Genomic DNA, 18,273 nt, shown 5'->3' on the forward strand with positions numbered 1-18,273 from the left:
CGCCCGCCCCCGGCAGGAGGTCCGCGGGGATCAGACCTGCGGCGTGATCACGTTCGGGTTGAGGTACTTGGTCGACACGCGGTTCGCGTCGAGGGTGGTGCCCCAGGTCGCCGGGTCGGTGTGGATCAGGTACTTGTCGTCGCACTGGAACTGCGCGGTGTCCCGGGGGTACACCTGGCTGTAGTCGCCACCCTGGAGCTCGGTCATCAGGCCGCACTTGGCCGGCATGTTCTTGCCCGGGTCGGTGACGGCGTGCAGTCCGCCGCCGTCCCACTGGTGGATCTTCGAGAGCTCGGTGACCATGCACTGACGGGTCAGGGTGGATCCGCATTCCTTGGCAGCGGTCGCCCACAGCAGGAAGGACGAGGTGGACTGCATGCCGAGCAGTGCGGTTTTGCCGCCCTTCGCGGACACCAGGTCCAGGTACTTCCGGACCGCAGGAACCTTGTCGGCGTTCTCGAGCATCTGGAAGGTCATGTCGGCGTTGAGCCCGTTCAGAACGCCGGACTCCTTGTTGAACGTCTGCGCGGCGTTGCCGTACCAGGTGGCCTCGCCGAAGACGATCGCGTCCAGGCCGACCTGGTCGACGGCCTTGAAGAAGTTGAACTCGGCCGGCACCGGGGACCGCGAGGTCCACAGCCCCTTGACGCCGCACTGCTTGTACTTCTCCGCGAACGGGACGTAGCTGGGCTCACCCTGGTAGTTCAGGGTGACGCCGCAGTCCTTGAGCTTGAACCCGGCGGCCTCGGCCATCTGACGGGTCTTCGCCAGCGAGGTGATGATGGCCGGCATCGTCGACCCGACCAGGTCGAAGTCGTTCAGCATGTCGGGGTGCAGCTGCGCCATCTGGAACCAGGCCGCGCCGTTGGCGTAGTCGACGGGGAACGGGACACCCTGATAGGACATCGGGCCGCTGGCCGCGTCCGGGGAGACCGTGAAGCCGGGGACGGCGGCCATGTTGCAGGCCACCCGGGTCTGCTCGGCGGTCGCATCCATCGCGAACCCGTGGCCGACCATCATGAACTGGGACCGGCACGCCTCCTGCATGACCGTGTTGGCCTGCGTCATCGCGGCGTCGTAGTCGGTGCCGACGATCTTGCGGCCGTTGATGCCGCCCTGCTCGTTGCACCAGTCGATCATCGCGGAGACGGCGTCGGACATCTCCTTGTTCAGGCCGGGGCTCTGCGCGTAGCCGCGGTCGTCGCCGAACCCGATCTTGATCTCGGTGTCGCTGACACCCTGCTCGGTGGCGCCCTTCGCGTCACCCTTGCCGCAGGGCGAGGCCAGCGTGCCGAAGTTGCTGTCCGACTTCGACGTGGTCGTGGAGGCACCGCTGCCTGCGGCGGCCGGGACACCGGCGTCGCCCCCGCGTTCGGTGGCGCACGCCGAGACCAGCGCGGCCGACAGGGCGAGGGCCGCGAACAATGTCGCGGACTTGCGTGGTTTCACGATCGGTGTCTCCGTTTCTCGAGCGATCGAGCTGAGGGGGGCCAAGCGAGAGTGTTCTGGGTCACTCGATGCGGGGACGCTAGCCAGCGGGCGAGAGCGGCAATCCGTGGTTCCCGGTCAGTGAGACCGGGGCGTGAGGTCGCCCACACCGGCGCGTCGGTGTGATCACCGGCACTCTCGCGGCCGGACCTGCGTGGCCCAACCCACAGGCCCCGGAGAACGCACAGGCCCAGCACATTTCGCCGGGCAGATACCCGACGTGGGAGGGCTCGAGGCCAACTCGACTTTTACGCCGTCGTAACGGAGGATGAAGGCTTGTGAACGCGGAACTCATCGTTCTTCTCGTCGTCGTCGTGACAGCCCTCGGTTTCGACTTCACCAACGGCTTCCACGACACCGGGAACGCGATGGCGACATCCATTGCGACCGGGGCACTTCGACCGAAGGTCGCGGTGGCGCTGTCCGCAACCCTGAACCTGGTCGGTGCGTTCCTCTCGGTCGAGGTCGCCGCGACCGTCGCCAAGGGCGTGGTCAACCTGAGTTCCGTCGGCGGCGAGGACCTGCTGCTGATCGTGTTCGCCGGTCTGGTCGGCGGCATCCTCTGGAATCTGGCGACGTGGCTGTTCGGCATCCCGTCCAGCTCCTCCCACGCACTGTTCGGCGGCCTGATCGGCGCGGCGATCGCGTCGCTCGGGATGAGCGGCGTCGAGTGGTCCGGCGTGCTGAGCAAGGTGGTGATCCCGGCCGTGCTGGCCCCGGTGGTCGCCGGACTCGTCGCCACCTGCGGCACCTGGTTGATCTACCGCCTCACCTCCGGCGTTCGTGAGGACACCCGGGTGCGTGGATTCCGGCTCGGCCAGATCGGCTCGGCGTCGCTGGTCTCCCTCGCCCACGGCACCAACGACGCCCAGAAGACGATGGGTGTGATCTTCCTGGCTCTCGTCGCGCACGGCACCATCACCGCGGACACCCCGATGCCGTTCTGGGTGAAGCTGAGCTGCGCGATCGCGATCGCGCTCGGCACCTACCTCGGCGGCTGGCGCGTGATCCGCACTCTCGGCAAGGGTCTCGTCGAGATCGCCGCACCCCAGGGCATGGCGGCGGAGGCGTCGTCGGCGGCGATCATCCTGACGTCCAGCCACCTCGGTCTGCCGCTGTCGACCACGCACGTCGCGACCGGCTCGATCATGGGCAGCGGGATCGGGCGCCGGGGCGCCGAGGTGCGCTGGAGCGTGGCCGGCCGGATGGGGGTCGCGTGGCTGATCACGCTCCCGTCCGCCGCGATCGCCGGCGCCCTCTGCTGGGGCATCGCGCACCTGATCGGCGGACTGCCCGGGGTCCTGGTGGTGTTCGCGATCCTGCTGGCCCTGTCGACCCTGATGTACCTGCGCTCGCGCCGTCAACCGATCGACCCCAGCAACGTCAATGCCGAGTGGACCGGTCGCCTCGAGCCCGCCACGGCCACCACCGACAACGTCGTCGACCTGGCGTCCCGGACCGCGGCGATCGATCCCGCGGAGATCCCGGCGCCGCCCGCGCCGAGGCCTGCCACGGCAACGCCGGTGACCCGCGTCGAACCCGCCGACAACGTGTCGGCCTGAGAGACGGACAGCTGATGGATCTGTTGACGAAGACCGCCGAATCGCTGTGGCAGGTGATCCTGGTCGGCCTCCTGCTCGGCGCCGGGCTTCCGGCCCTGTTCGCGTGCGGGCTGCGCCTGCTCGACGTCGGCAGCAGCACGACCGTCGACGAGTTGGGGACGGCGACGACCAGCCGCAACCCGTTCGCCGTCGCCGGTGCGGCCGCCTGCTTCGCGGTGGTCGTGCTCGCGATCGTGACCGGGATCCTGTTCCTGATGTCGGATTTCCTCGACCACACTTTCGGAATCGAACTGTTCTAGCGTCGGCACGCCGTCCGGAGACGGTCGTGTCGCCCTGACCTGGCTCGAGAGGCAACGTTTGTGACCACCACGAAATCGCCCTTCCCGCTGTCGGTGCTGGAGTGGCTGCGCGCCGGGTACCCGGACGGCGTGCCGCCGAAGGACCGCATCCCGCTCGTGGCCCTGCTGCACCGCACGCTGACCACCGAGCAGATCAGGGAGATCGCGGTGGACCTCGCCGAGACCGCGGGCCGGGCCGCGGACCCGACGATCACCCGGGACGAGATCGGTGGTCTGATCGAGGAGGTCACCGCGACCGCACCGTCCGGCGAGGATGTCGCGCGGGTGGCGTCGGTCCTCGCCGCCTCGGGCTGGCCCCTCGCCGAGCTCGACACCGAACCCGGCCTCGACACCGAACCCTGACGAGAGGGGGTACCCCGTGAGCCTTCCACCGTTTCTCACCTCGATTCTCGGCTGGCTGCGAGCCGGGTACCCGAACGGTGTGCCCGAGCAGGACTACGTCCCGTTGATCGCACTGCTGCGCCGCCGGCTGTCCGACGACGAGGTCCGCACGGTCACCGACGCGCTCGTCGACCAGTGGCCGTCGCCGATCGACCGGGTCGACATCGGGGTGCTGATCACGAAGGTCACCGACGAGATGCCGTTGGAATCCGACGTCGCGCGGGTCCAGGCGCACCTGGTGGCCTGCGGGTGGCCGCCGGCCGACACCGCCGTGTGGGGCCGCGACAACCCGCCGGACCCGGCGTAGCCGCGGGGCGGTGCCGCCGCAGGCAAGGGACCCTTCGTGGGTGAATCGCACCCCGACGGGTGGGTGATCACCCCACCCAGGGTTGCTGTCGGCGCCGCTGCGACCCACCGATCCTTGTAGTCACCGCCCGCGGACCTGCCGCAGGCCGACACACGAGGAGCGACCGACATGAACACCTTCGAGATGACCCTGATCGGGGAACACTTCGCGCCGCAGGCGCTGGCGACGAATCAGTCAACGCCGACGCTCGCCTATTACTACTACTACGGCCCCCGCTAGGTCGATCGATGGTTACCCGGGGACGGAGCTGCCGCTTCGTCCCGAACCATCGGGGGAACCCGACCGATGAACACCCGCATCGCCCCGTCCGTTCACCGCGCGACGGACAGCACGTACGTCGTGTCGGGATTCGCCGACTCGTCGGCCGTGCTCGCGGACCGACGGATGTCCAGCGACCCGGCGACCGGCGAACACCTGCACCCGGACATCACGAACGCGCTCGGATCCGACGGACTCGGGCGGGTCAGCATGCAGATGTGCGACGCCGCGCGGCACCAGCGCCTGCGCCGGGCGATCGCGCCCGCGCTCACCCCGGGCCGCTGCGCCGGCCCGCTGGCGCGACTGGCCGGCCGCGCCGACGACCTGCTCGGCGACCTGATCGCCCGGGGCTCGGGTGACCTGATCGCCGAGTTCGCGCTGCCCCTGGCGTTCTCGACGATCTGCGACCTTCTCGGGATCCCGGACCGCGACCGCGACCGGACACTGCGGTGGGCGGAGGCGTCCACGATGCCGGACCCGGTCGTCAGCGCCGACGGCGGCGCCTCGCTCGACGAGTATCTCGTGGCCCTGCTGGCGACCGGGTCCGAGCTACCCGCCGACAGCCTGTACCGCGAACTGGTCGCGGCCCGGGAGTCGGGCGGGTTGTCGGACGCGGAGGCCGTCGGCACCGCTGCCCTGATGCTGATCGCCGGGTACGAGACGACCGTGTCCTTCCTCGGGTCGAGCGCGTTGATCCTGCTGATGACGCCGCGACTGCGCGATCTGCTGGTGCGGCAACCCGATCTGCAGCCCGCGGCAATCGAGGAACTGCTGCGCTACGTCACGCCGACCCGGGGCACGTGGACCCGCTTCGCGACGGACGACGTTCCGATCGGAGACGTCGTCGTACCCGCAGGCAGTGCCGTCGTGGTCGACCTCGCGACCGCCAACCGGGATGCGCTCCGCTTCGCGGCGCCGGACCGGCTGGACCTGTCCCGCGCCGACAACCGGCACCTGGCGTTCGGGCACGGCCCGCACTACTGCCCCGGCGCCACCCTGGCCCGGCGCGAGGCGCAGGTCGTGCTCGGGGTCCTGATGCCGCGCCTCGGTGAGCTCGAGCTCACCGACACCGAACTGCACTGGCACGAGAACCGATTCAGCAGGCGGCCGCGGTCGCTGGATGTCGTGGTGACCCGCCGTCGCGCGACGGACGGGTGACCGGGGTACGCGGGTCCGGCCGACCGGTGGCCGACGGAATCGGGTGGTCGACTACGCGTGCCGCCACGCCGTCGACCGCGAACGCTGGGGGATGTTCACCACCGAGGAGGAGATTGTGATGACCGTGCGAGGCGACCATGCCGTCGTGATCGGCGCCGGGGTCGGTGGCCTGCTGGCCGCCCGGGTGCTCGCCGAGTCCTTCGCCCGGGTGACGGTCCTCGAACGCGACGCCCTCCCACCCGAGCCGGTGCCGCGCAAGTGCGTGCCGCAGGGCCGGCACGCCCACGCGCTGCTGGCCCGCGGCGGTCACGCGTTCGACACCCTGTTTCCCGGGTTCACGTCGCAGCTGATCGACCGAGGGGCGCCCAGCTGCGACGTGGGCTCGGGGTTCCAGTGGGTGCTCAGCGGGCACCGGTTCGCCCTGAGCCCGTCCGGGGTGCGGGCGATCGGGGCGAGCCGGCCCCTGATCGAGTGGCAGTTGCGCACGCGCGTGTGTGCACTGCCCAACGTCGAGATCGCCGAGCACACCTCGGCGGTCGACTTCGCCGGCGACCGAGCGCACCGACGGGTCACGGGCGTCGCCACCCGCCGCCGCGCGGGTCGGGCCCTCGGCGAGGTGGTCGAGGCCGACCTCGTGGTCGACGCCTCGGGCCGCAGTTCCCAGACGCTGCCGTGGCTCGAGGCGTTCGGCTGCGCGCGGCCCGCGGAGGACCGGATGACGATCGATCTCGCCTACGCCACTCGACACTTCCGGCGGGACCCGGCCGACTTCGACGGCCGGCTCGGCCTCGGCGTGGGCGCGACCCCCGACCACCCACGCGCCGGCGTGATCATCGCGCAGGAGAACGGCACGTGGATCGTGACGGTGTCCGGTTACGCCCACGACGAGCCGCCTGTCGACGCCGACGCGTTCACGGCGTTCGCGGCGTCGCTGCCCGCCCCCGAGTTCGGCCGGTTCGTCGCCGAGGCCGAGCCACTGGACGAACCCCTGCGGTACCGGATCCCGACGACGGTCCGCCGGCGCTACGCCGAAGTCCCGCTCCCCGAGGGTTATCTGCCGTTCGCGGACACGATCTGCTGCTTCAACCCGATCTACGGCCAGGGCATGTCCGTCGCCGGCGTGGAGGCGCTCGCGTTGCGGGACTGCCTACGCGACGGGGTCGAGGCCCTCGCGCCCCGCTTCCTGAACCGGATCCGCCGCGGGTTGGACGACACGTGGACGATGGCGGCGGACAGCGACCTGCAGATGCCGTGTGTCGCGGGACCCCGCAGCACACGGACCCGGCTCGCGAACGCGTACACCGTCCGGGTGCACCGCGCCGCCGTCACCGATCCGAGGGTCGGGGCGCAGTTCCTGCGCGTGATCAATCTGCTCGATCGCCCGACTTCGTTGCTGCGACCGGCGACGGCGGCCCGGGTGCTGCGCGGGAACGTGTGGCCACGGCCCGTGCCGGAGGACACGGTACGACCATCCGCCACGCCCGGCGTGAGGCGGGGCGAGCGGATCGCGGAGGGGTGAGGTCCCGAGCGCTCTGGCAGCATGGACCCCGTGAGTTCCGTGCTGCAGCCCCTGACCGTCCCGACCGGTGCGGCGGTCGCCTCGGTGCTCCCCACGCTCGACGACGCACTGGCCGGCCGCGGCGACGCGCTGCTGCCGCTGCCGGCCGGCGACGCCCGCGAGATCGCCCGGCTCACCGATGCGCTGAAGCCGGGTGAACCGATCGACGAGGGCGTCGCGCTCGTCGTCGCGACGTCGGGCAGCACCGGAATCCCGAAGGGCGCCATGCTGTCCGCGGCGGCGCTGCGGGCCAGCGGCGACGCGACCCACGACCGGCTGGGCGGGCCGGGGTCGTGGCTGCTGGCGCTGCCCGCCCACCACATCGCCGGTCTGCAGGTGCTGCTGCGCGGGCTGCTGGCCGGCACCGAGCCGGTCGTCGTCGACGTGTCGGCCGGCTTCGACCCCGCCGCGTTGCCGGCCGCGGTCGCCGCGCTGCGCGGGCCCCGCCGCTACACCTCGCTGGTGCCGACGCAGCTGATCAAGGCCCTCGACCACCCGGACGCGACGGCGGCACTCGCCGACCTCGACGCGGTCCTGCTCGGCGGCGCCGCGACCCCGGGTCCGGTGCTCGCGCGGGCCCGGGCCGCAGGCATCACCGTGGTCCGCACCTACGGGATGAGCGAGACCTGTGGCGGTTGCGTGTACGACGGCGCCGCCCTGGACGGCGTGCGGGTGCGTCTGGAGGAGTCGAGAGTGCTGCTCGGCGGGCCGGTGCTGGCGTCCGGCTACCGCGGGCTGCCCGACCATCCCGCGTTCGCCGAACCCGGCTGGTTCCGCACCGACGACGCCGGACTCGTCGAGGACGGCGTGCTGCGCATCCTCGGGCGCCTCGACGAGGCCATCTCCACCGGCGGGCTCACCGTGGTCCCGCAGGTCGTCGAGGCCGCTCTCGTCACGCATCCCGAGGTCGCCGAGGTCGCGGTGTTCGCGCTGCCCGACGACCGGCTGGGTCAGCGGGTGACGGCGGCGGTGGTGCCGATCGCAGGCACCGCCCCCACCCTGGACTCGTTGCGCGAGCACGCGAGTCGATCCCTCGACCCGACCGCGGCGCCCCGGGAGTTGCACCTGCTCGACGCGCTTCCGCTGCGCGGCCCCGGCAAGATCGACCGTCGGGCCCTCGCCGCCCGGTTCGCGCACTCCCCCGTTCCGGCGGAGTGATCGGTCGACGCCGCCGGTTTCCTCGATCGGGAGGCGCCCCCACCACGCACTGAACGGCGGTTCGGTCGTCGGGTCCGTGCCCCGACATGGCCACCGAACCCCGTTGGGAGCATCCGGGGAGGGGCACGAAAGGGCGTGCAAGGGCGGTGCAAGGGCCGTGCAAGGGGCGGCCTGCAGGGTGGCATCAGCAACCCGATCCGAAAGGACACCGCATGAGCCACGCGACCTCCCCCGCCATCGAGGCGGAGGGACTCGTCAAGCGTTTCGGTGAGTTCACCGCCGTCGACGGGGTCAGCCTCACGGTCCCCACCGGTTCCGTCTACGGCGTGCTCGGCCCCAACGGCGCCGGCAAGACCACCACCATCCGGATGCTCGCGACCCTGCTGCAACCCGACGCCGGCCAGGCCCGGATCTTCGGGCACGACGTCGTCGCCGAACCGACCGCGGTGCGCTCGCTCGTCGGCGTCACCGGCCAGTACGCGTCCGTCGACGAGGACCTCACGGCCACCGAGAACCTGATGATCTTCTCCCGCCTCCTGGGGCTGAGCCGTACCGACGCACGACGCAAGACCGCCGAACTGCTGGAGGAGTTCGCCCTGACCGAGGCGGCGAGCAAGGCACTCAAGTACTTCTCCGGCGGCATGCGGCGACGTCTGGACCTGGCTGCCAGCCTGATCTCCCGTCCGCCGCTGCTGTTCCTCGACGAGCCGACCACCGGCCTGGACCCGCGCACCCGCGCGCAGATGTGGGACACCATCCGGCGTCTGGTCGCCGAGGGATCGACCGTGCTGCTGACCACGCAGTACCTCGACGAGGCCGACCAGCTGGCGGACCGGATCGCGGTGATCGACCGCGGGCGCGTGATCGCCGACGGCACCGCCGACGAACTCAAGGCGTCGGTGGGGACGTCGTCGCTCCAGCTGAGCGTCGTCGACCGGGCCGACCTCGAACCGACCCGGGCGCTTCTCACCGAAGCCCTGGGCGTCGATGTCGTGGTCAGCCCGGAGGCCGGCCGCCTCACCGCCCCGTTGACCGACCCCTCCGTCACCCCCGAGCTGCTCATCCGCCTGCGCGACAACGGGATTGCGGTCGACGAGATCACCGTCAGCAAGCCGAGTCTCGACGAGGTCTTCCTCACCATCACCGGACACGGCGCCGCCGACGACACGGCCGCCGCCGACACCGAACGGAGCGTCGCATGACCACCACCCTCACCCCCGACACCCGGCGCGTCACCACCCCGGCCGCGCCCGCCACCCGCTCCGTGAGCCTGACGGACACCGTTACCCAGTCGCTGACGATGGCCCGCCGCGGCCTGCTCAAGCTGAAGCACAATCCCGAGCAACTCTTCGACGTGGTGATCCAGCCGCTGATCTTCACGGTGATGTTCACCTACATCTTCGGCGGCGCGATCTCCGGTGACGTCGCCTCGTACCTGCCGATCATCATCCCCGGCATCCTCGTCCAGACCGTGATCACCGCGTCCGTCGTCACCGGCACGCAGCTCCGCGAGGACATGGACAAGGGCGTGTTCGACCGGTTCAAATCCCTTCCGATCGCGCGGATCTCACCGCTCGCCGGTGCGTTGCTGTCGGACGTCGTCCGGTACACGATCGCGACCACGATCACCTTCGCGATGGGCTACGCGATGGGCTACCGCCCCGACCCGCTCGGCCTCGTCGTCGCCGGGTTGCTCGTGATCGTGTGCGCGTTCGCGATCAGCTGGATCTTCGCGCTGATGGGTGTGCTGATGAACAAGGCCTCGGCCGTGCAGGGCATCTCGATGCTGATCCTGTTCCCGCTGACCTTCATGTCCAACGCGTTCGTCCCGGCGCACACGATGCCGGGCTGGATGCAGGCGTTCGTGAACGTCAACCCGGTCTCGCACCTGGTGACCGCGGTGCGCGATCTGACCAACGACGGGCACTTCGGGATCTCCGTGGTGTGGTCCCTGCTCGGCGCCGCGGTCATCGTCGTGATCGTCGCCCCGATCACCGTCCGCGCGTACATGCGCAAGGCGTAGTGCGGCCGCGCCACCCGTGAGTGAGTGTCACCCCGGTCGGGTGAGACTCACTCACGGGCGCGGAGCACATCGAGGATCAGCTCACGGGCGTGCCGACGGGGCAGACCGGAGACCGCGGCCAGCGCGGCGTCGACGCGGGATCCACCGAGCGCGGTTCGGGCCCGGTCCAGGTGCCGGGTCAGCTGCATGACCGGAAAGTCCTGCCGCGGTGAGATTCTCGTGGCCAATGCCAGCAACCGCAGCCCGGCCTCCGGGCGGCCGGTCTCGATGTCGTAGCTGCCGACCGCACACGCGACGGCACCCGTCTGCGGCAGGTCCGCATAGCCCTCGGGGCCGAGCTGGACCACCACGCGCGCGGTGAACCAGTCCACGACGTCCGCGACCGCGGCGGCCCGCCCCGCGAGCACGTGCGCGTCGACCGCCGCCGACATCACCATCAGGCCGAACGGATCCGGGCTGTCCCCGACCCCCGAATCCGGCCACCCCACCGACGCGAGTGCGCTCCGGTACCCGCGCAGTCCGGCGTCGACGTCTCCGGAGGCCAGGTCCACCTCGGCCCGGCCGGCGGCGATCGACGCGGTCCCCTGGTCGACGCCCGGTCGACCCGACGCGCCCACGGGACGGTCGACGAGCGGCCCGGCCAGGTCGAGTTCGGCTCGGGCCTCGTCGATCCGGCCCAACCCGACGAGCGCCCCGGCAATGTAGCTGCGGACCGCGGCGGATTCCTCGATCGCGTGCAGGTCCCGCATCAGGTCGGCGCCCTCGCGGTAGAGGTCGACCGCGTCCTCGTATCGAGCGGCCTGCCCGGCGAGGCTGCCGAGGTGCTGACACGCCATCGACACCGACCACGCCTGACCGGCGGCGCGGGCGAGCGCCAGAGCCGCCACACCGTCGGTGCGCGAGCCGTACAGGTCGCCGCTGTTCTCCCGCAGGTTCGCCCGGGCCATCAGGGCCACCCCCCGCACCGACGGGTCCGGGTCGCGGACCGCGTCGGCGAGCATCCGCGCGATCCCCCGGCCCGTGGCCGGGCGCACGAGCAGGGCCGCGCCGAACGCGATCCCCGGATCGAGATCGGTTCGAGTGCGGACGATCTCCCGCAGCCGGACACGCGCCACCGCGAGTGCGCGACTGACGCCCCCGAACGCCGCGTGACCGGCGATCAGCAGATATCCGGCGGCCAGGCAGTCGCCGGGCACCTCCCGCAGCTGGGCGCCGCGGGGATCGAGACCGAGGATGCGCGGTGCCCACAGCCCGACCTCGGAGTGCGCACCGCGCAGCGACCAGAGCACCCCGAGCACCGGGAACACGGTCAGCGCCACCCGGTCCGCCCCGGCCGCCAGCGCCTGTCGCAGCACCGCCAGCAGGTTGTCGTGCTCGGCGTCGACGGCGTGCGCCGCCGCCACCTGGTCACCGCCGCGAAAACCGTCGACGGCATCGAGGCCGAACCGTTCCGCCCAGCCGAAGGTGCGCTCGGCGACCTCGTCGGCCTCCGCCGCCCCGGCCAGTGCCAGTTGCTCCTCGCCGAATTCGCGCACCGTTTCGAGCATGTGGTAACGCAGTCCGTGCTCGTTCTCGACGACCGTCAGCATGGATTGGGTGACCAGCCCGTCGACCGCGGCCGCGGCATCGCCGACGTCACCCCACTGCGCGACCGCGGTGGCCGCGTCGATCGTGAAACCCGCCGGGAACCGGCACAGCCTGCGCAGCGCGACACGCTGATCGGGTTCGAGGAGGTTCCAGCTCCACTCGATGACGGCGTGCAGGGTGCGGTGTCGGCGCGGCGACGTCCGGTCGCCCGAGCGCAGCAGCGCGAACCGGTCGGTGAGCCGGGCGCCGATGTCCTCGACGCTCATCGTGCGCACCCGCGCCGCGGCAAGTTCGATCGCCAGCGGCAGGCCGTCGAGGGTCCGGCACAGCCGCGCCACCGCATCCGGTTCGAGCCGCACCGACGGGCGCACCGCCTGGGCACGGACCCGGAACAGTTCCGTTGCCGGCGAACCGCTCTCGTCGATCTCCAGCGGTGGCAACGGGTACACGGCCTCCGCGGTGATCGCCATCGGAGCCCGACTGGTCGCGAGAACCGTCACCCGGTCGCTCGCGGCGACCAGGTCCGCGACCACCTCGGCGACGTCGTCGATCAGGTGCTCGCAGTTGTCGAGGATCAGCAGCGACGGCCGCGCGGACAGCGCGTCCCGCAGTCGTTCCCGCGCGTCGTGGATCCGGGCCCGGGTCAGGCTCGTTCCCGGGGCCAGCTCGACCTCGCCGACCCCGAGGGTGGCGCTGATCGCGGCGGCGACGTCGGCCCCGCTGCGCAGCGACGCCAGTTCCACCAGCGCGACCGGTACGCGGGCCCGCAGTCCGAGTTCGTGGGCGACGCGTGTCTTGCCGGTGCCGCCGGGGCCGAGGACGGTGACGACCCGTCCGGCGGCCAGCAGCTCCTCGATCGCGGCGAGGTCGGCATCCCGCCCGAGCAGGGTGTTCGGTGCCGCGCGCAGCCCCACCGAGGACGGAACCGGTTGCGGCGCAACGGGGCCTGGTTCGATCGGTGCCGGTGCACCGCGGTGCCCCGGCACCGGTTCGGTCCCCGTCAGGATCGCGGTGTTCAGGTCCACCAGCCGCGTGGCGGGATCGGCGCCGAGCCGGTCGGCGAGCCGCCGCCGCAGACCGGCGTAGACCTCGAGTGCCTCGTTCCCGAGACCGAGGCCGTACAGCACGAGCATCAGCTCGCCGTGCGCCTGCTCGCCGAGGGGGTCGCGGTCCGCCGCGGCCCGCGCCAGCGGCAAGGCCTGGCGCAGGTCGCCGGCCGCGACGAGCGCGGCGAGCTCGACGGAGTCCAGCGCTGTCGCGCGGAGCGCGGCCTCGTCGGCGAGGTCGCGGGCCGCCTCACCGGGCGGCAGGTCGGTCCCGGGCTCGCCCCGCCACAGCACCCGGGCGCGCCGGACGGTGTCGACGGCGCCGAGGTGGTCGCCGTCGGCGTGTTGCTGCCGGGCGCGCTGTTCGAAGGCCCGCGCCAGGGTCAGATCGACCTGCGCCCGGGTCAGGTCCAGTCGGTAGCCGGCCGCGCCGCTCTCGAGGACACCGGCAGGCAACGCGCCCCGCAGCCGGGAGATCTGGGTGTGCAGCGCGTTCACCGGCGACCGCGGCGGGGCGTCACCCCAGACGTCCTCGATCAGCGCCTGCGCGCTGCGGAACCGGCCGGGCCGGCGCGCCAACGCGACGAGCAGGCTGCGGGCGCGCGTTCCCGCGAGCGGCACCAGCCGGCCGCCGCGCCGTGTCGCCACCTCCCCCAGCAGGGCCACCTCGACGCCGGTGGACGAGAGCGCCGCGGGTTCGTTCGTGTCGGGTTGCACCGGCGCCCATGCTAGGGCACGCCCCCGTGTTCCTGCCGCCCCGGCGCCGCGCCCGGCGGGTGCACGGGCCGGTCACCCGGTGGTGAAAGGATCGGGGCATGGCTTCAGTTTCCGAGTGGATCGAAGGCGCCCGCCCGCGCACCCTGCCGAACGCGATCGCGCCGGTGCTCGCCGGCACCGGCGCGGCCGCGTCGATCGGCGGTGCGGTGTGGTGGAAGGCGTTGCTGGCGTTGGTGGTGTCGATGGCGTTGATCGTCGGCGTGAACTTCGCCAACGACTACTCGGACGGCATCCGGGGCACCGACGACGAGCGGGTCGGCCCGCTGCGGCTGGTCGGCTCGAAGCTCGCGTCCCCGGCGGCGGTCAAGCGTGCCGCGTTCGCGTGCTTCGGGGTCGCGGCGGTCGCGGGGATCGCGCTGGCGCTGGCATCGGCGTGGTGGCTGATCCTCGTCGGAGCCGTCTGCATCCTCGGTGCGTGGTACTACACCGGCGGGTCGAACCCGTACGGCTACAGCGGCTTCGGCGAGATCGCGGTGTTCGTGTTCTTCGGGCTCGTCGCCGTGCTCGGCACCCAGTTCGTGCAGGCCGGACGGATCGACTGGGCCGGCGCGGTGACCGCGGTCGCGGTCGGCTCGTTCTCGTCCGCGGTGCTCGTCGCGAACAACCTGCGCGACATCCCCACCGACACCGAGTCCGGTAAACGCACCCTGGCGGTGGTCCTCGGCGACGCCCGCACCCGCACCCTGCACCTGGCGCTGCTGGTCGTGCCGTTCATCGTGACGCTCGTGCTCGTCATCCGCACCCCGTGGGCGCTGGTGGGCCTGCTGGCGCTGCCGCTCGCGGTCAAGGCCAACGCCCCGGTCCGGTCCGGCGGCCAGGGCCTGGCGCTGATCCCGGCCCTGGCCGGGACCGGCGCGGCGATGCTCGTCTGGGGCGCGGCCACCGGTCTCGCGCTCGGGCTCGGCTGACCCGCACCCGCTCGTTCCCCCTGCATGTTCCCGAATGGCCCATTCGGTCGCCCGAGGTGAGGGAACGGCCCATTCGGGAAGGTCGGGAGCGGGCCCGGGCCGGCCCGTTCCGCCCGGTGTCAGCGCTTGGCGCTGGGGATCACCGCACTGAGCACGAAGTTGACGATCGAGATGATCAGCGCGCCCCAGACCGCGGTCCAGAACCCGTCGACCGTGATGCCGATGCCCGTGGTCTCGGTGATCCACGCCGTCAGCAACAGCATCAACGCGTTGATCACCAGGGTGAAGAGTCCGAGAGTGAGGATCAGCAACGGCAGCGACAGCAGTTGCACGATCGGCTTGACGAAGGCGTTGACCACTGTGAACACCAACGCGACGAACAACACGACGAGGACGGGGTTGCCGTTGTCGCCGGTCGCGATCGCGATGCCGGCAACCCACTCCGACGCCAGCCAGATCGCGATCGCATTGATCGCCAGGCGCACCAGGAAACTCATGCGCCCATGCTGACACACCCGTCCAGGAGGACGCATGATTCGCTGCGCGACCGCAGCCGACCTCACACTGCTGCCTGCGATCGAGGTCGCGGCCGGCGCACCGTTCCGTGAGCTCGGCATGACCCTCGTCGCCGACGACGCGCCGCCGACCGTCGCCGAACTCGAACCGGCCCTGCGCGACGGACGGCTCTGGGTGGCGACCGTCGAGGGCGCCGTGGCCGGATACGCGGTCGCCGACGTCGTCGACGGCACCGCACACCTCGAGCAGGTGTCGGTCGATCCGCGCTGGGCGGGTCGCCGTCTGGGCGCGGAGCTGATCGAGGAGGTCGCGCGGTGGGCCGCCGTGCGCGGCGATCGGTGGCTGACGTTGACCACCTACGCCGAGGTCCCGTGGAACGGGCCGTACTACCGCCGGCTGGGATTCGAGCCGATCCCGGACGCCGAGGTCGGGCCGCAGCTGCGCGCGATCCGCGCCGGCGAGGCGGCCCGCGGCCTGGACGCCTGGCCCCGCCTCGCCCTGCGCCGCCCGCCGGCCGCCGTGCGCTGAGCGCCCTCCGGAGTCAGGCCGCGCGGTCGAGCAGCGCGACGACTCGACGGCGCAGCTCCGCCGGGGCGACGTGCGGTTCGATCACCGCGACGACGTCGCGGCCCGCGCCCCGCAGCAGGCCCAGCATCAGGTGTTCGGAGCGGATCTCGGAGTCCTTGCGGGCGAGGGCCTCCCGCAGTCCCAGCTCGATCGCCTTCTTGCCCTCGGGGGTGAACGGGGTGTGCCCGATCCGCCGGGAGAACCAGCCCCGCCGATCGGTGTCCTCGACGCCGGCCGGCGGGCGGTCGAGCGCGTCCGCGCCGAAGCTGGCCTCGACGCTCTCGCGCACCGCGTCGAGGTCGATACCGATGGACCGCAACGCCTCGGCGTCCTCGGCGTCGAGCGGCCGGTCCGCGACACCGCCGCGGACGAGGTCGCCGCGGACCCCGGCGGCGGTCAGCCCGACGTCGGCGCACATCGCGCCGAGCGGCGACCCCTCCTCCACGACGAGCAGACCGATCAGCAGGTGCTCCGGCCCGATCTGCGGTGCGGACAGGTCCTTCGCCTCGCCCTGCGCCAGGACGACCGCCGAGCGCACTGCCGTGGTGAATCGTTCGAACATGGTCACTTCCGCCCTCTCCTGTTGTGCTTCTGGTGCACGGCCTGCCTGCTGACCTCGAGCGAGTCGGCGATCGCCTGCCACGACCACCCCTGGTCGCGGGCGTTCTGGACCTGCACCGCCTCGAGCCGCTCGAGCAGCCGGCGCAGCGCGAGCACCGCCCGCAGCCCCACCTTCGGGTCGGGGCTGCCCGCCGCTGCCGCCAGATTCGTCGCCTCGGTCATGATGTCAATTTAGGTTGACACGCGGCCGGTGTCAATGAAGGTTGACACCGGCGGTGCGCGGCTACCGTGGGTTCGAGTCGGACACACCTTCAGAAGGAGAATCCATGGCACTGTCCAAGACCGCCGTTTCCGCCCTCGCCGCGGGCGGCCTCGTCGGTGGGTACGCCGTCGCCCGGCAGACCGGCATCCGCCCGCTCGGCGGTGCCGTGCTCGCGGCCGCCGGCGCGGTCTGCGGGACGCACTGGGCCCGCACCTCCGGGCCCGCCCGCACCGCGGCGCTCGTCGGCACCTATGTGGGCGCGTTCGGCGGCTCCCACCCGCTCGCGAAGAAGATCGGCGCCTGGCCGGCCGTCGGAGTCGCCGCCGCCGGGACCGCGCTCGCGTCCCAGCTGATCGCCAAGGGCTAGCCGGCCACCCGGAGCCGAGGCGGCCCGGCGAGACGATCACTCGCCGGGCCGCTGACCGCGCGGCGCCGGTCAGGCCGTTCCGAACGGGTTGTCGATGACGTACCGCCACTTCCCGTCCGCACCCCGACGGGCGACGTCGGTCGCGGTCCCGGAGATGTCGACGTCCGACCCGTCCGGACCCCGACCGCGGATCGACCAGTCGACGATCAGCAGTGCGATGTCGTCGGCGACGTACACGTGCCGCGGCCGTACGTCGATGGGCAGGCCGAGCCCCTGGAACCGCGCGTTCGCGGCGGCACGGCCGGCCCCGACGACCGGGCGGCCCGGCTCCGGCACCAGCACCCCGAGGTCCTCGTACACCGCCTCGACGGCGGCCGGGTCGCCGCTGTTGAACGCGGCGGCGAACACCGCCGGGTGCCGCGCCGGGTCGTCGGTCAGACTGAACTCATGGCTGTCGATGCTCATGCGGTCACAGAACCGCCCGCCCGCGTGGCTCACCAAACGGTGAGCCGCGCGTGGGACCGCGACCTGGTTCCCGACCGGCTCGGCCGCAGCCGGCGACCGGAACCGACCTGCCCCGTCGAGGTCGCGCTCGGGGCCGTGGCCGGGCGGTGGACGACCCTGGTCCTGCGCGACCTGATGCCCGGCCCGCTCTCGTACGGGGAGGTGCGCGCCGGCCTGCCGACGCTGAGCGACAAGGTGCTCACCGACCGGCTGCGGCACCTCGTCGACACCGGACTCGTCGAGCGGAGGGTCCGACGCGGGTTCCCCGCCCGAACCGAGTACGCGCTGACACCGGCCGGCGAACAGCTGCGACCGCTGTTGATCGAGCTCTACCGCACCGGGCAGCGGCTGCAGCAGGCGCTGGGGACGACCCCCTAGAGCACCGACTTCGGCGTGATGTGCGCGACGATCGCGTGGATCGTGCCGTCCGGCACCACGAAGGTCTCGGTGATCTCGACGGTCATCAACCGGGTGCCCGCGAGGCCGGAGTCCAGCAGGTAGGTGGTGGTGACCACGTCCCCCGCCTCGGACATCCGCAGGTCGCGGATCGACTGGATGACGCGGTACTGCGGACCGTACTCGAGGTCGCGGGTCATCTGCGGCCCGTTGAAGCCGGTCTTGAGGCCGGCCTCGACGCGGGTCGCATCCGGGGCGAACGCGACCTTGCTCGCGTCGTGGGAGACCAGCGCCTCGATGTAGGCGCGGGCGACGGCCTGGCGGGGAGTGTCGGCGCCCGCTCCCGGGGCGTCGGTGACGCCGGGCGCGGCGGCGGCGGGACCGGCCGCCAGGACGATCACGGCAGCCGCGACAGCGGCGCCCGCGGCGGACAGAGCGAGGGCTCGACGAGTGCGCATGGACGGATCGTA

General features: G+C 72.0%; 20 protein-coding genes. 13 read left to right on the forward strand and 7 right to left on the reverse strand.

From position 1 onward, the window contains the following. Nucleotides 1–30 precede the first annotated feature (30 nt). Nucleotides 31–1,449 carry an ABC transporter substrate-binding protein gene (locus ABD951_RS21630; RefSeq protein ID WP_345349986.1) on the reverse strand — a complete coding sequence of 473 codons (1,419 nt, stop codon included), beginning with the start codon at nt 1,447–1,449 and terminating at the stop codon, nt 31–33. Nucleotides 1,450–1,766: 317 nt separating this feature from the next. On the opposite strand from ABD951_RS21630, the gene ABD951_RS21635 reads away from it, so the two are divergent. From ABD951_RS21635 to ABD951_RS21675, 9 genes are all read left to right on the forward strand, one after another. Further along, nucleotides 1,767–3,050, forward strand: coding sequence for an inorganic phosphate transporter (locus tag ABD951_RS21635; RefSeq protein ID WP_345349989.1), 1,284 nt, complete (start codon nt 1,767–1,769; stop codon nt 3,048–3,050). 14 nt (nt 3,051–3,064) lie between these two features. Next, the gene (locus tag ABD951_RS21640; protein WP_345349992.1) at nt 3,065–3,349 is read left to right on the forward strand and encodes a hypothetical protein; all 285 of its coding nucleotides are present in this window, start codon (nt 3,065–3,067) and stop codon (nt 3,347–3,349) included. A 60-nt stretch (nt 3,350–3,409) separates the two neighbouring features. Continuing rightward, a complete protein-coding gene (locus ABD951_RS21645) occupies nt 3,410–3,751 on the forward strand; it encodes a DUF3349 domain-containing protein (protein ID WP_345349995.1) in 342 nt (113 codons plus the stop codon). Between the two features lie 16 nt (nt 3,752–3,767). After that, the gene (locus ABD951_RS21650) at nt 3,768–4,097 is read left to right on the forward strand and encodes a DUF3349 domain-containing protein (protein WP_345349998.1); all 330 of its coding nucleotides are present in this window, start codon (nt 3,768–3,770) and stop codon (nt 4,095–4,097) included. Between the two features lie 345 nt (nt 4,098–4,442). Continuing rightward, the gene (locus tag ABD951_RS21655; protein ID WP_345350001.1) at nt 4,443–5,573 is read left to right on the forward strand and encodes a cytochrome P450; all 1,131 of its coding nucleotides are present in this window, start codon (nt 4,443–4,445) and stop codon (nt 5,571–5,573) included. Nucleotides 5,574–5,616: 43 nt separating this feature from the next. Then, nucleotides 5,617–7,092, forward strand: a complete 1,476-nt coding sequence (locus ABD951_RS21660; protein ID WP_345350004.1) for an FAD-dependent oxidoreductase — start codon at nt 5,617–5,619, stop codon at nt 7,090–7,092. Between the two features lie 30 nt (nt 7,093–7,122). Further along, nucleotides 7,123–8,289, forward strand: coding sequence for an o-succinylbenzoate--CoA ligase (gene menE / locus ABD951_RS21665; protein ID WP_345350007.1), 1,167 nt, complete (start codon nt 7,123–7,125; stop codon nt 8,287–8,289). A 212-nt stretch (nt 8,290–8,501) separates the two neighbouring features. Further along, the gene (locus tag ABD951_RS21670) at nt 8,502–9,491 is read left to right on the forward strand and encodes an ATP-binding cassette domain-containing protein (RefSeq protein ID WP_345350010.1); all 990 of its coding nucleotides are present in this window, start codon (nt 8,502–8,504) and stop codon (nt 9,489–9,491) included. Next, nucleotides 9,488–10,312 carry an ABC transporter permease gene (locus ABD951_RS21675; protein WP_345350013.1) on the forward strand — a complete coding sequence of 275 codons (825 nt, stop codon included), beginning with the start codon at nt 9,488–9,490 and terminating at the stop codon, nt 10,310–10,312. Before ABD951_RS21670 ends, ABD951_RS21675 begins: the two co-directional genes overlap by 4 nt. 47 nt (nt 10,313–10,359) lie before the next feature. On the opposite strand, the gene ABD951_RS21680 is transcribed toward ABD951_RS21675, so the two are convergent. Next, entirely contained in the window at nt 10,360–13,662 is a 3,303-nt protein-coding gene (locus tag ABD951_RS21680) for an AfsR/SARP family transcriptional regulator (protein WP_345350016.1), read from the reverse strand. Nucleotides 13,663–13,760: 98 nt separating this feature from the next. Here ABD951_RS21680 and ABD951_RS21685 point away from each other — a divergent pair, with 98 nt between their 5' ends. Beyond that, nucleotides 13,761–14,630 carry a 1,4-dihydroxy-2-naphthoate polyprenyltransferase gene (locus ABD951_RS21685; protein WP_345350019.1) on the forward strand — a complete coding sequence of 290 codons (870 nt, stop codon included), beginning with the start codon at nt 13,761–13,763 and terminating at the stop codon, nt 14,628–14,630. A 119-nt stretch (nt 14,631–14,749) separates the two neighbouring features. On the opposite strand, the gene ABD951_RS21690 is transcribed toward ABD951_RS21685, so the two are convergent. After that, complete coding sequence (locus ABD951_RS21690; protein WP_345350022.1) at nt 14,750–15,127, reverse strand: phage holin family protein; 378 nt, start codon at nt 15,125–15,127, stop codon at nt 14,750–14,752. A gap of 34 nt (nt 15,128–15,161) precedes the next feature. On the opposite strand from ABD951_RS21690, the gene ABD951_RS21695 reads away from it, so the two are divergent. Next, complete coding sequence (locus ABD951_RS21695) at nt 15,162–15,674, forward strand: GNAT family N-acetyltransferase (protein ID WP_345350025.1); 513 nt, start codon at nt 15,162–15,164, stop codon at nt 15,672–15,674. A gap of 13 nt (nt 15,675–15,687) precedes the next feature. Here the strand turns inward: ABD951_RS21695 and ABD951_RS21700 are convergent, their stop codons facing one another. Then, the gene (locus tag ABD951_RS21700; RefSeq protein ID WP_345350028.1) at nt 15,688–16,275 is read right to left on the reverse strand and encodes a Clp protease N-terminal domain-containing protein; all 588 of its coding nucleotides are present in this window, start codon (nt 16,273–16,275) and stop codon (nt 15,688–15,690) included. Nucleotides 16,276–16,277: 2 nt separating this feature from the next. Next, nucleotides 16,278–16,496: a helix-turn-helix domain-containing protein gene (locus tag ABD951_RS21705; protein ID WP_345350031.1), complete on the reverse strand. Its 219-nt coding sequence runs from the start codon at nt 16,494–16,496 to the stop codon at nt 16,278–16,280. 104 nt (nt 16,497–16,600) lie between these two features. On the opposite strand from ABD951_RS21705, the gene ABD951_RS21710 reads away from it, so the two are divergent. After that, on the forward strand, nt 16,601–16,903 hold the full coding sequence (locus ABD951_RS21710) for a hypothetical protein (protein WP_345350034.1): 303 nt from the start codon (nt 16,601–16,603) through the stop codon (nt 16,901–16,903). A gap of 69 nt (nt 16,904–16,972) precedes the next feature. On the opposite strand, the gene ABD951_RS21715 is transcribed toward ABD951_RS21710, so the two are convergent. Further along, nucleotides 16,973–17,368, reverse strand: coding sequence for a YybH family protein (locus ABD951_RS21715; protein ID WP_345350036.1), 396 nt, complete (start codon nt 17,366–17,368; stop codon nt 16,973–16,975). A 39-nt stretch (nt 17,369–17,407) separates the two neighbouring features. Between ABD951_RS21715 and ABD951_RS21720 the strand changes: the two genes are divergently transcribed. Beyond that, nucleotides 17,408–17,785 carry a winged helix-turn-helix transcriptional regulator gene (locus ABD951_RS21720; RefSeq protein WP_345350038.1) on the forward strand — a complete coding sequence of 126 codons (378 nt, stop codon included), beginning with the start codon at nt 17,408–17,410 and terminating at the stop codon, nt 17,783–17,785. Here the strand turns inward: ABD951_RS21720 and ABD951_RS21725 are convergent. After that, nucleotides 17,782–18,261, reverse strand: coding sequence for a DUF8021 domain-containing protein (locus ABD951_RS21725; protein WP_345350041.1), 480 nt, complete (start codon nt 18,259–18,261; stop codon nt 17,782–17,784). The two genes, ABD951_RS21720 and ABD951_RS21725, sit on opposite strands and share 4 nt — an antisense overlap. Nucleotides 18,262–18,273 lie beyond the last annotated feature (12 nt).

Source organism: Rhodococcus olei, from assembly GCF_039540555.1.
GTDB classification, from domain to species: domain Bacteria; phylum Actinomycetota; class Actinomycetes; order Mycobacteriales; family Mycobacteriaceae; genus Rhodococcus_G; species Rhodococcus_G olei.

What these genes read in the sequence shown, in the direction of transcription:
- ABD951_RS21640 (WP_345349992.1), top strand. Translation starts at nt 3,065, where the DNA reads ATGGATCTGTTGACGAAGACCGCCGAATCGCTGTGGCAGGTGATCCTG.
- ABD951_RS21655 (WP_345350001.1), top strand. Translation starts at nt 4,443, where the DNA reads ATGAACACCCGCATCGCCCCGTCCGTTCACCGCGCGACGGACAGCACG.
- ABD951_RS21670 (WP_345350010.1), top strand. Translation starts at nt 8,502, where the DNA reads ATGAGCCACGCGACCTCCCCCGCCATCGAGGCGGAGGGACTCGTCAAG.
- ABD951_RS21675 (WP_345350013.1), top strand. Translation starts at nt 9,488, where the DNA reads ATGACCACCACCCTCACCCCCGACACCCGGCGCGTCACCACCCCGGCC.
- ABD951_RS21685 (WP_345350019.1), top strand. Translation starts at nt 13,761, where the DNA reads ATGGCTTCAGTTTCCGAGTGGATCGAAGGCGCCCGCCCGCGCACCCTG.
- ABD951_RS21690 (WP_345350022.1), bottom strand. Translation starts at nt 15,127, where the DNA reads ATGAGTTTCCTGGTGCGCCTGGCGATCAATGCGATCGCGATCTGGCTG.
- ABD951_RS21695 (WP_345350025.1), top strand. Translation starts at nt 15,162, where the DNA reads ATGATTCGCTGCGCGACCGCAGCCGACCTCACACTGCTGCCTGCGATC.
- ABD951_RS21700 (WP_345350028.1), bottom strand. Translation starts at nt 16,275, where the DNA reads ATGTTCGAACGATTCACCACGGCAGTGCGCTCGGCGGTCGTCCTGGCG.
- ABD951_RS21705 (WP_345350031.1), bottom strand. Translation starts at nt 16,496, where the DNA reads ATGACCGAGGCGACGAATCTGGCGGCAGCGGCGGGCAGCCCCGACCCG.
- ABD951_RS21710 (WP_345350034.1), top strand. Translation starts at nt 16,601, where the DNA reads ATGGCACTGTCCAAGACCGCCGTTTCCGCCCTCGCCGCGGGCGGCCTC.
- ABD951_RS21715 (WP_345350036.1), bottom strand. Translation starts at nt 17,368, where the DNA reads ATGAGCATCGACAGCCATGAGTTCAGTCTGACCGACGACCCGGCGCGG.
- ABD951_RS21725 (WP_345350041.1), bottom strand. Translation starts at nt 18,261, where the DNA reads ATGCGCACTCGTCGAGCCCTCGCTCTGTCCGCCGCGGGCGCCGCTGTC.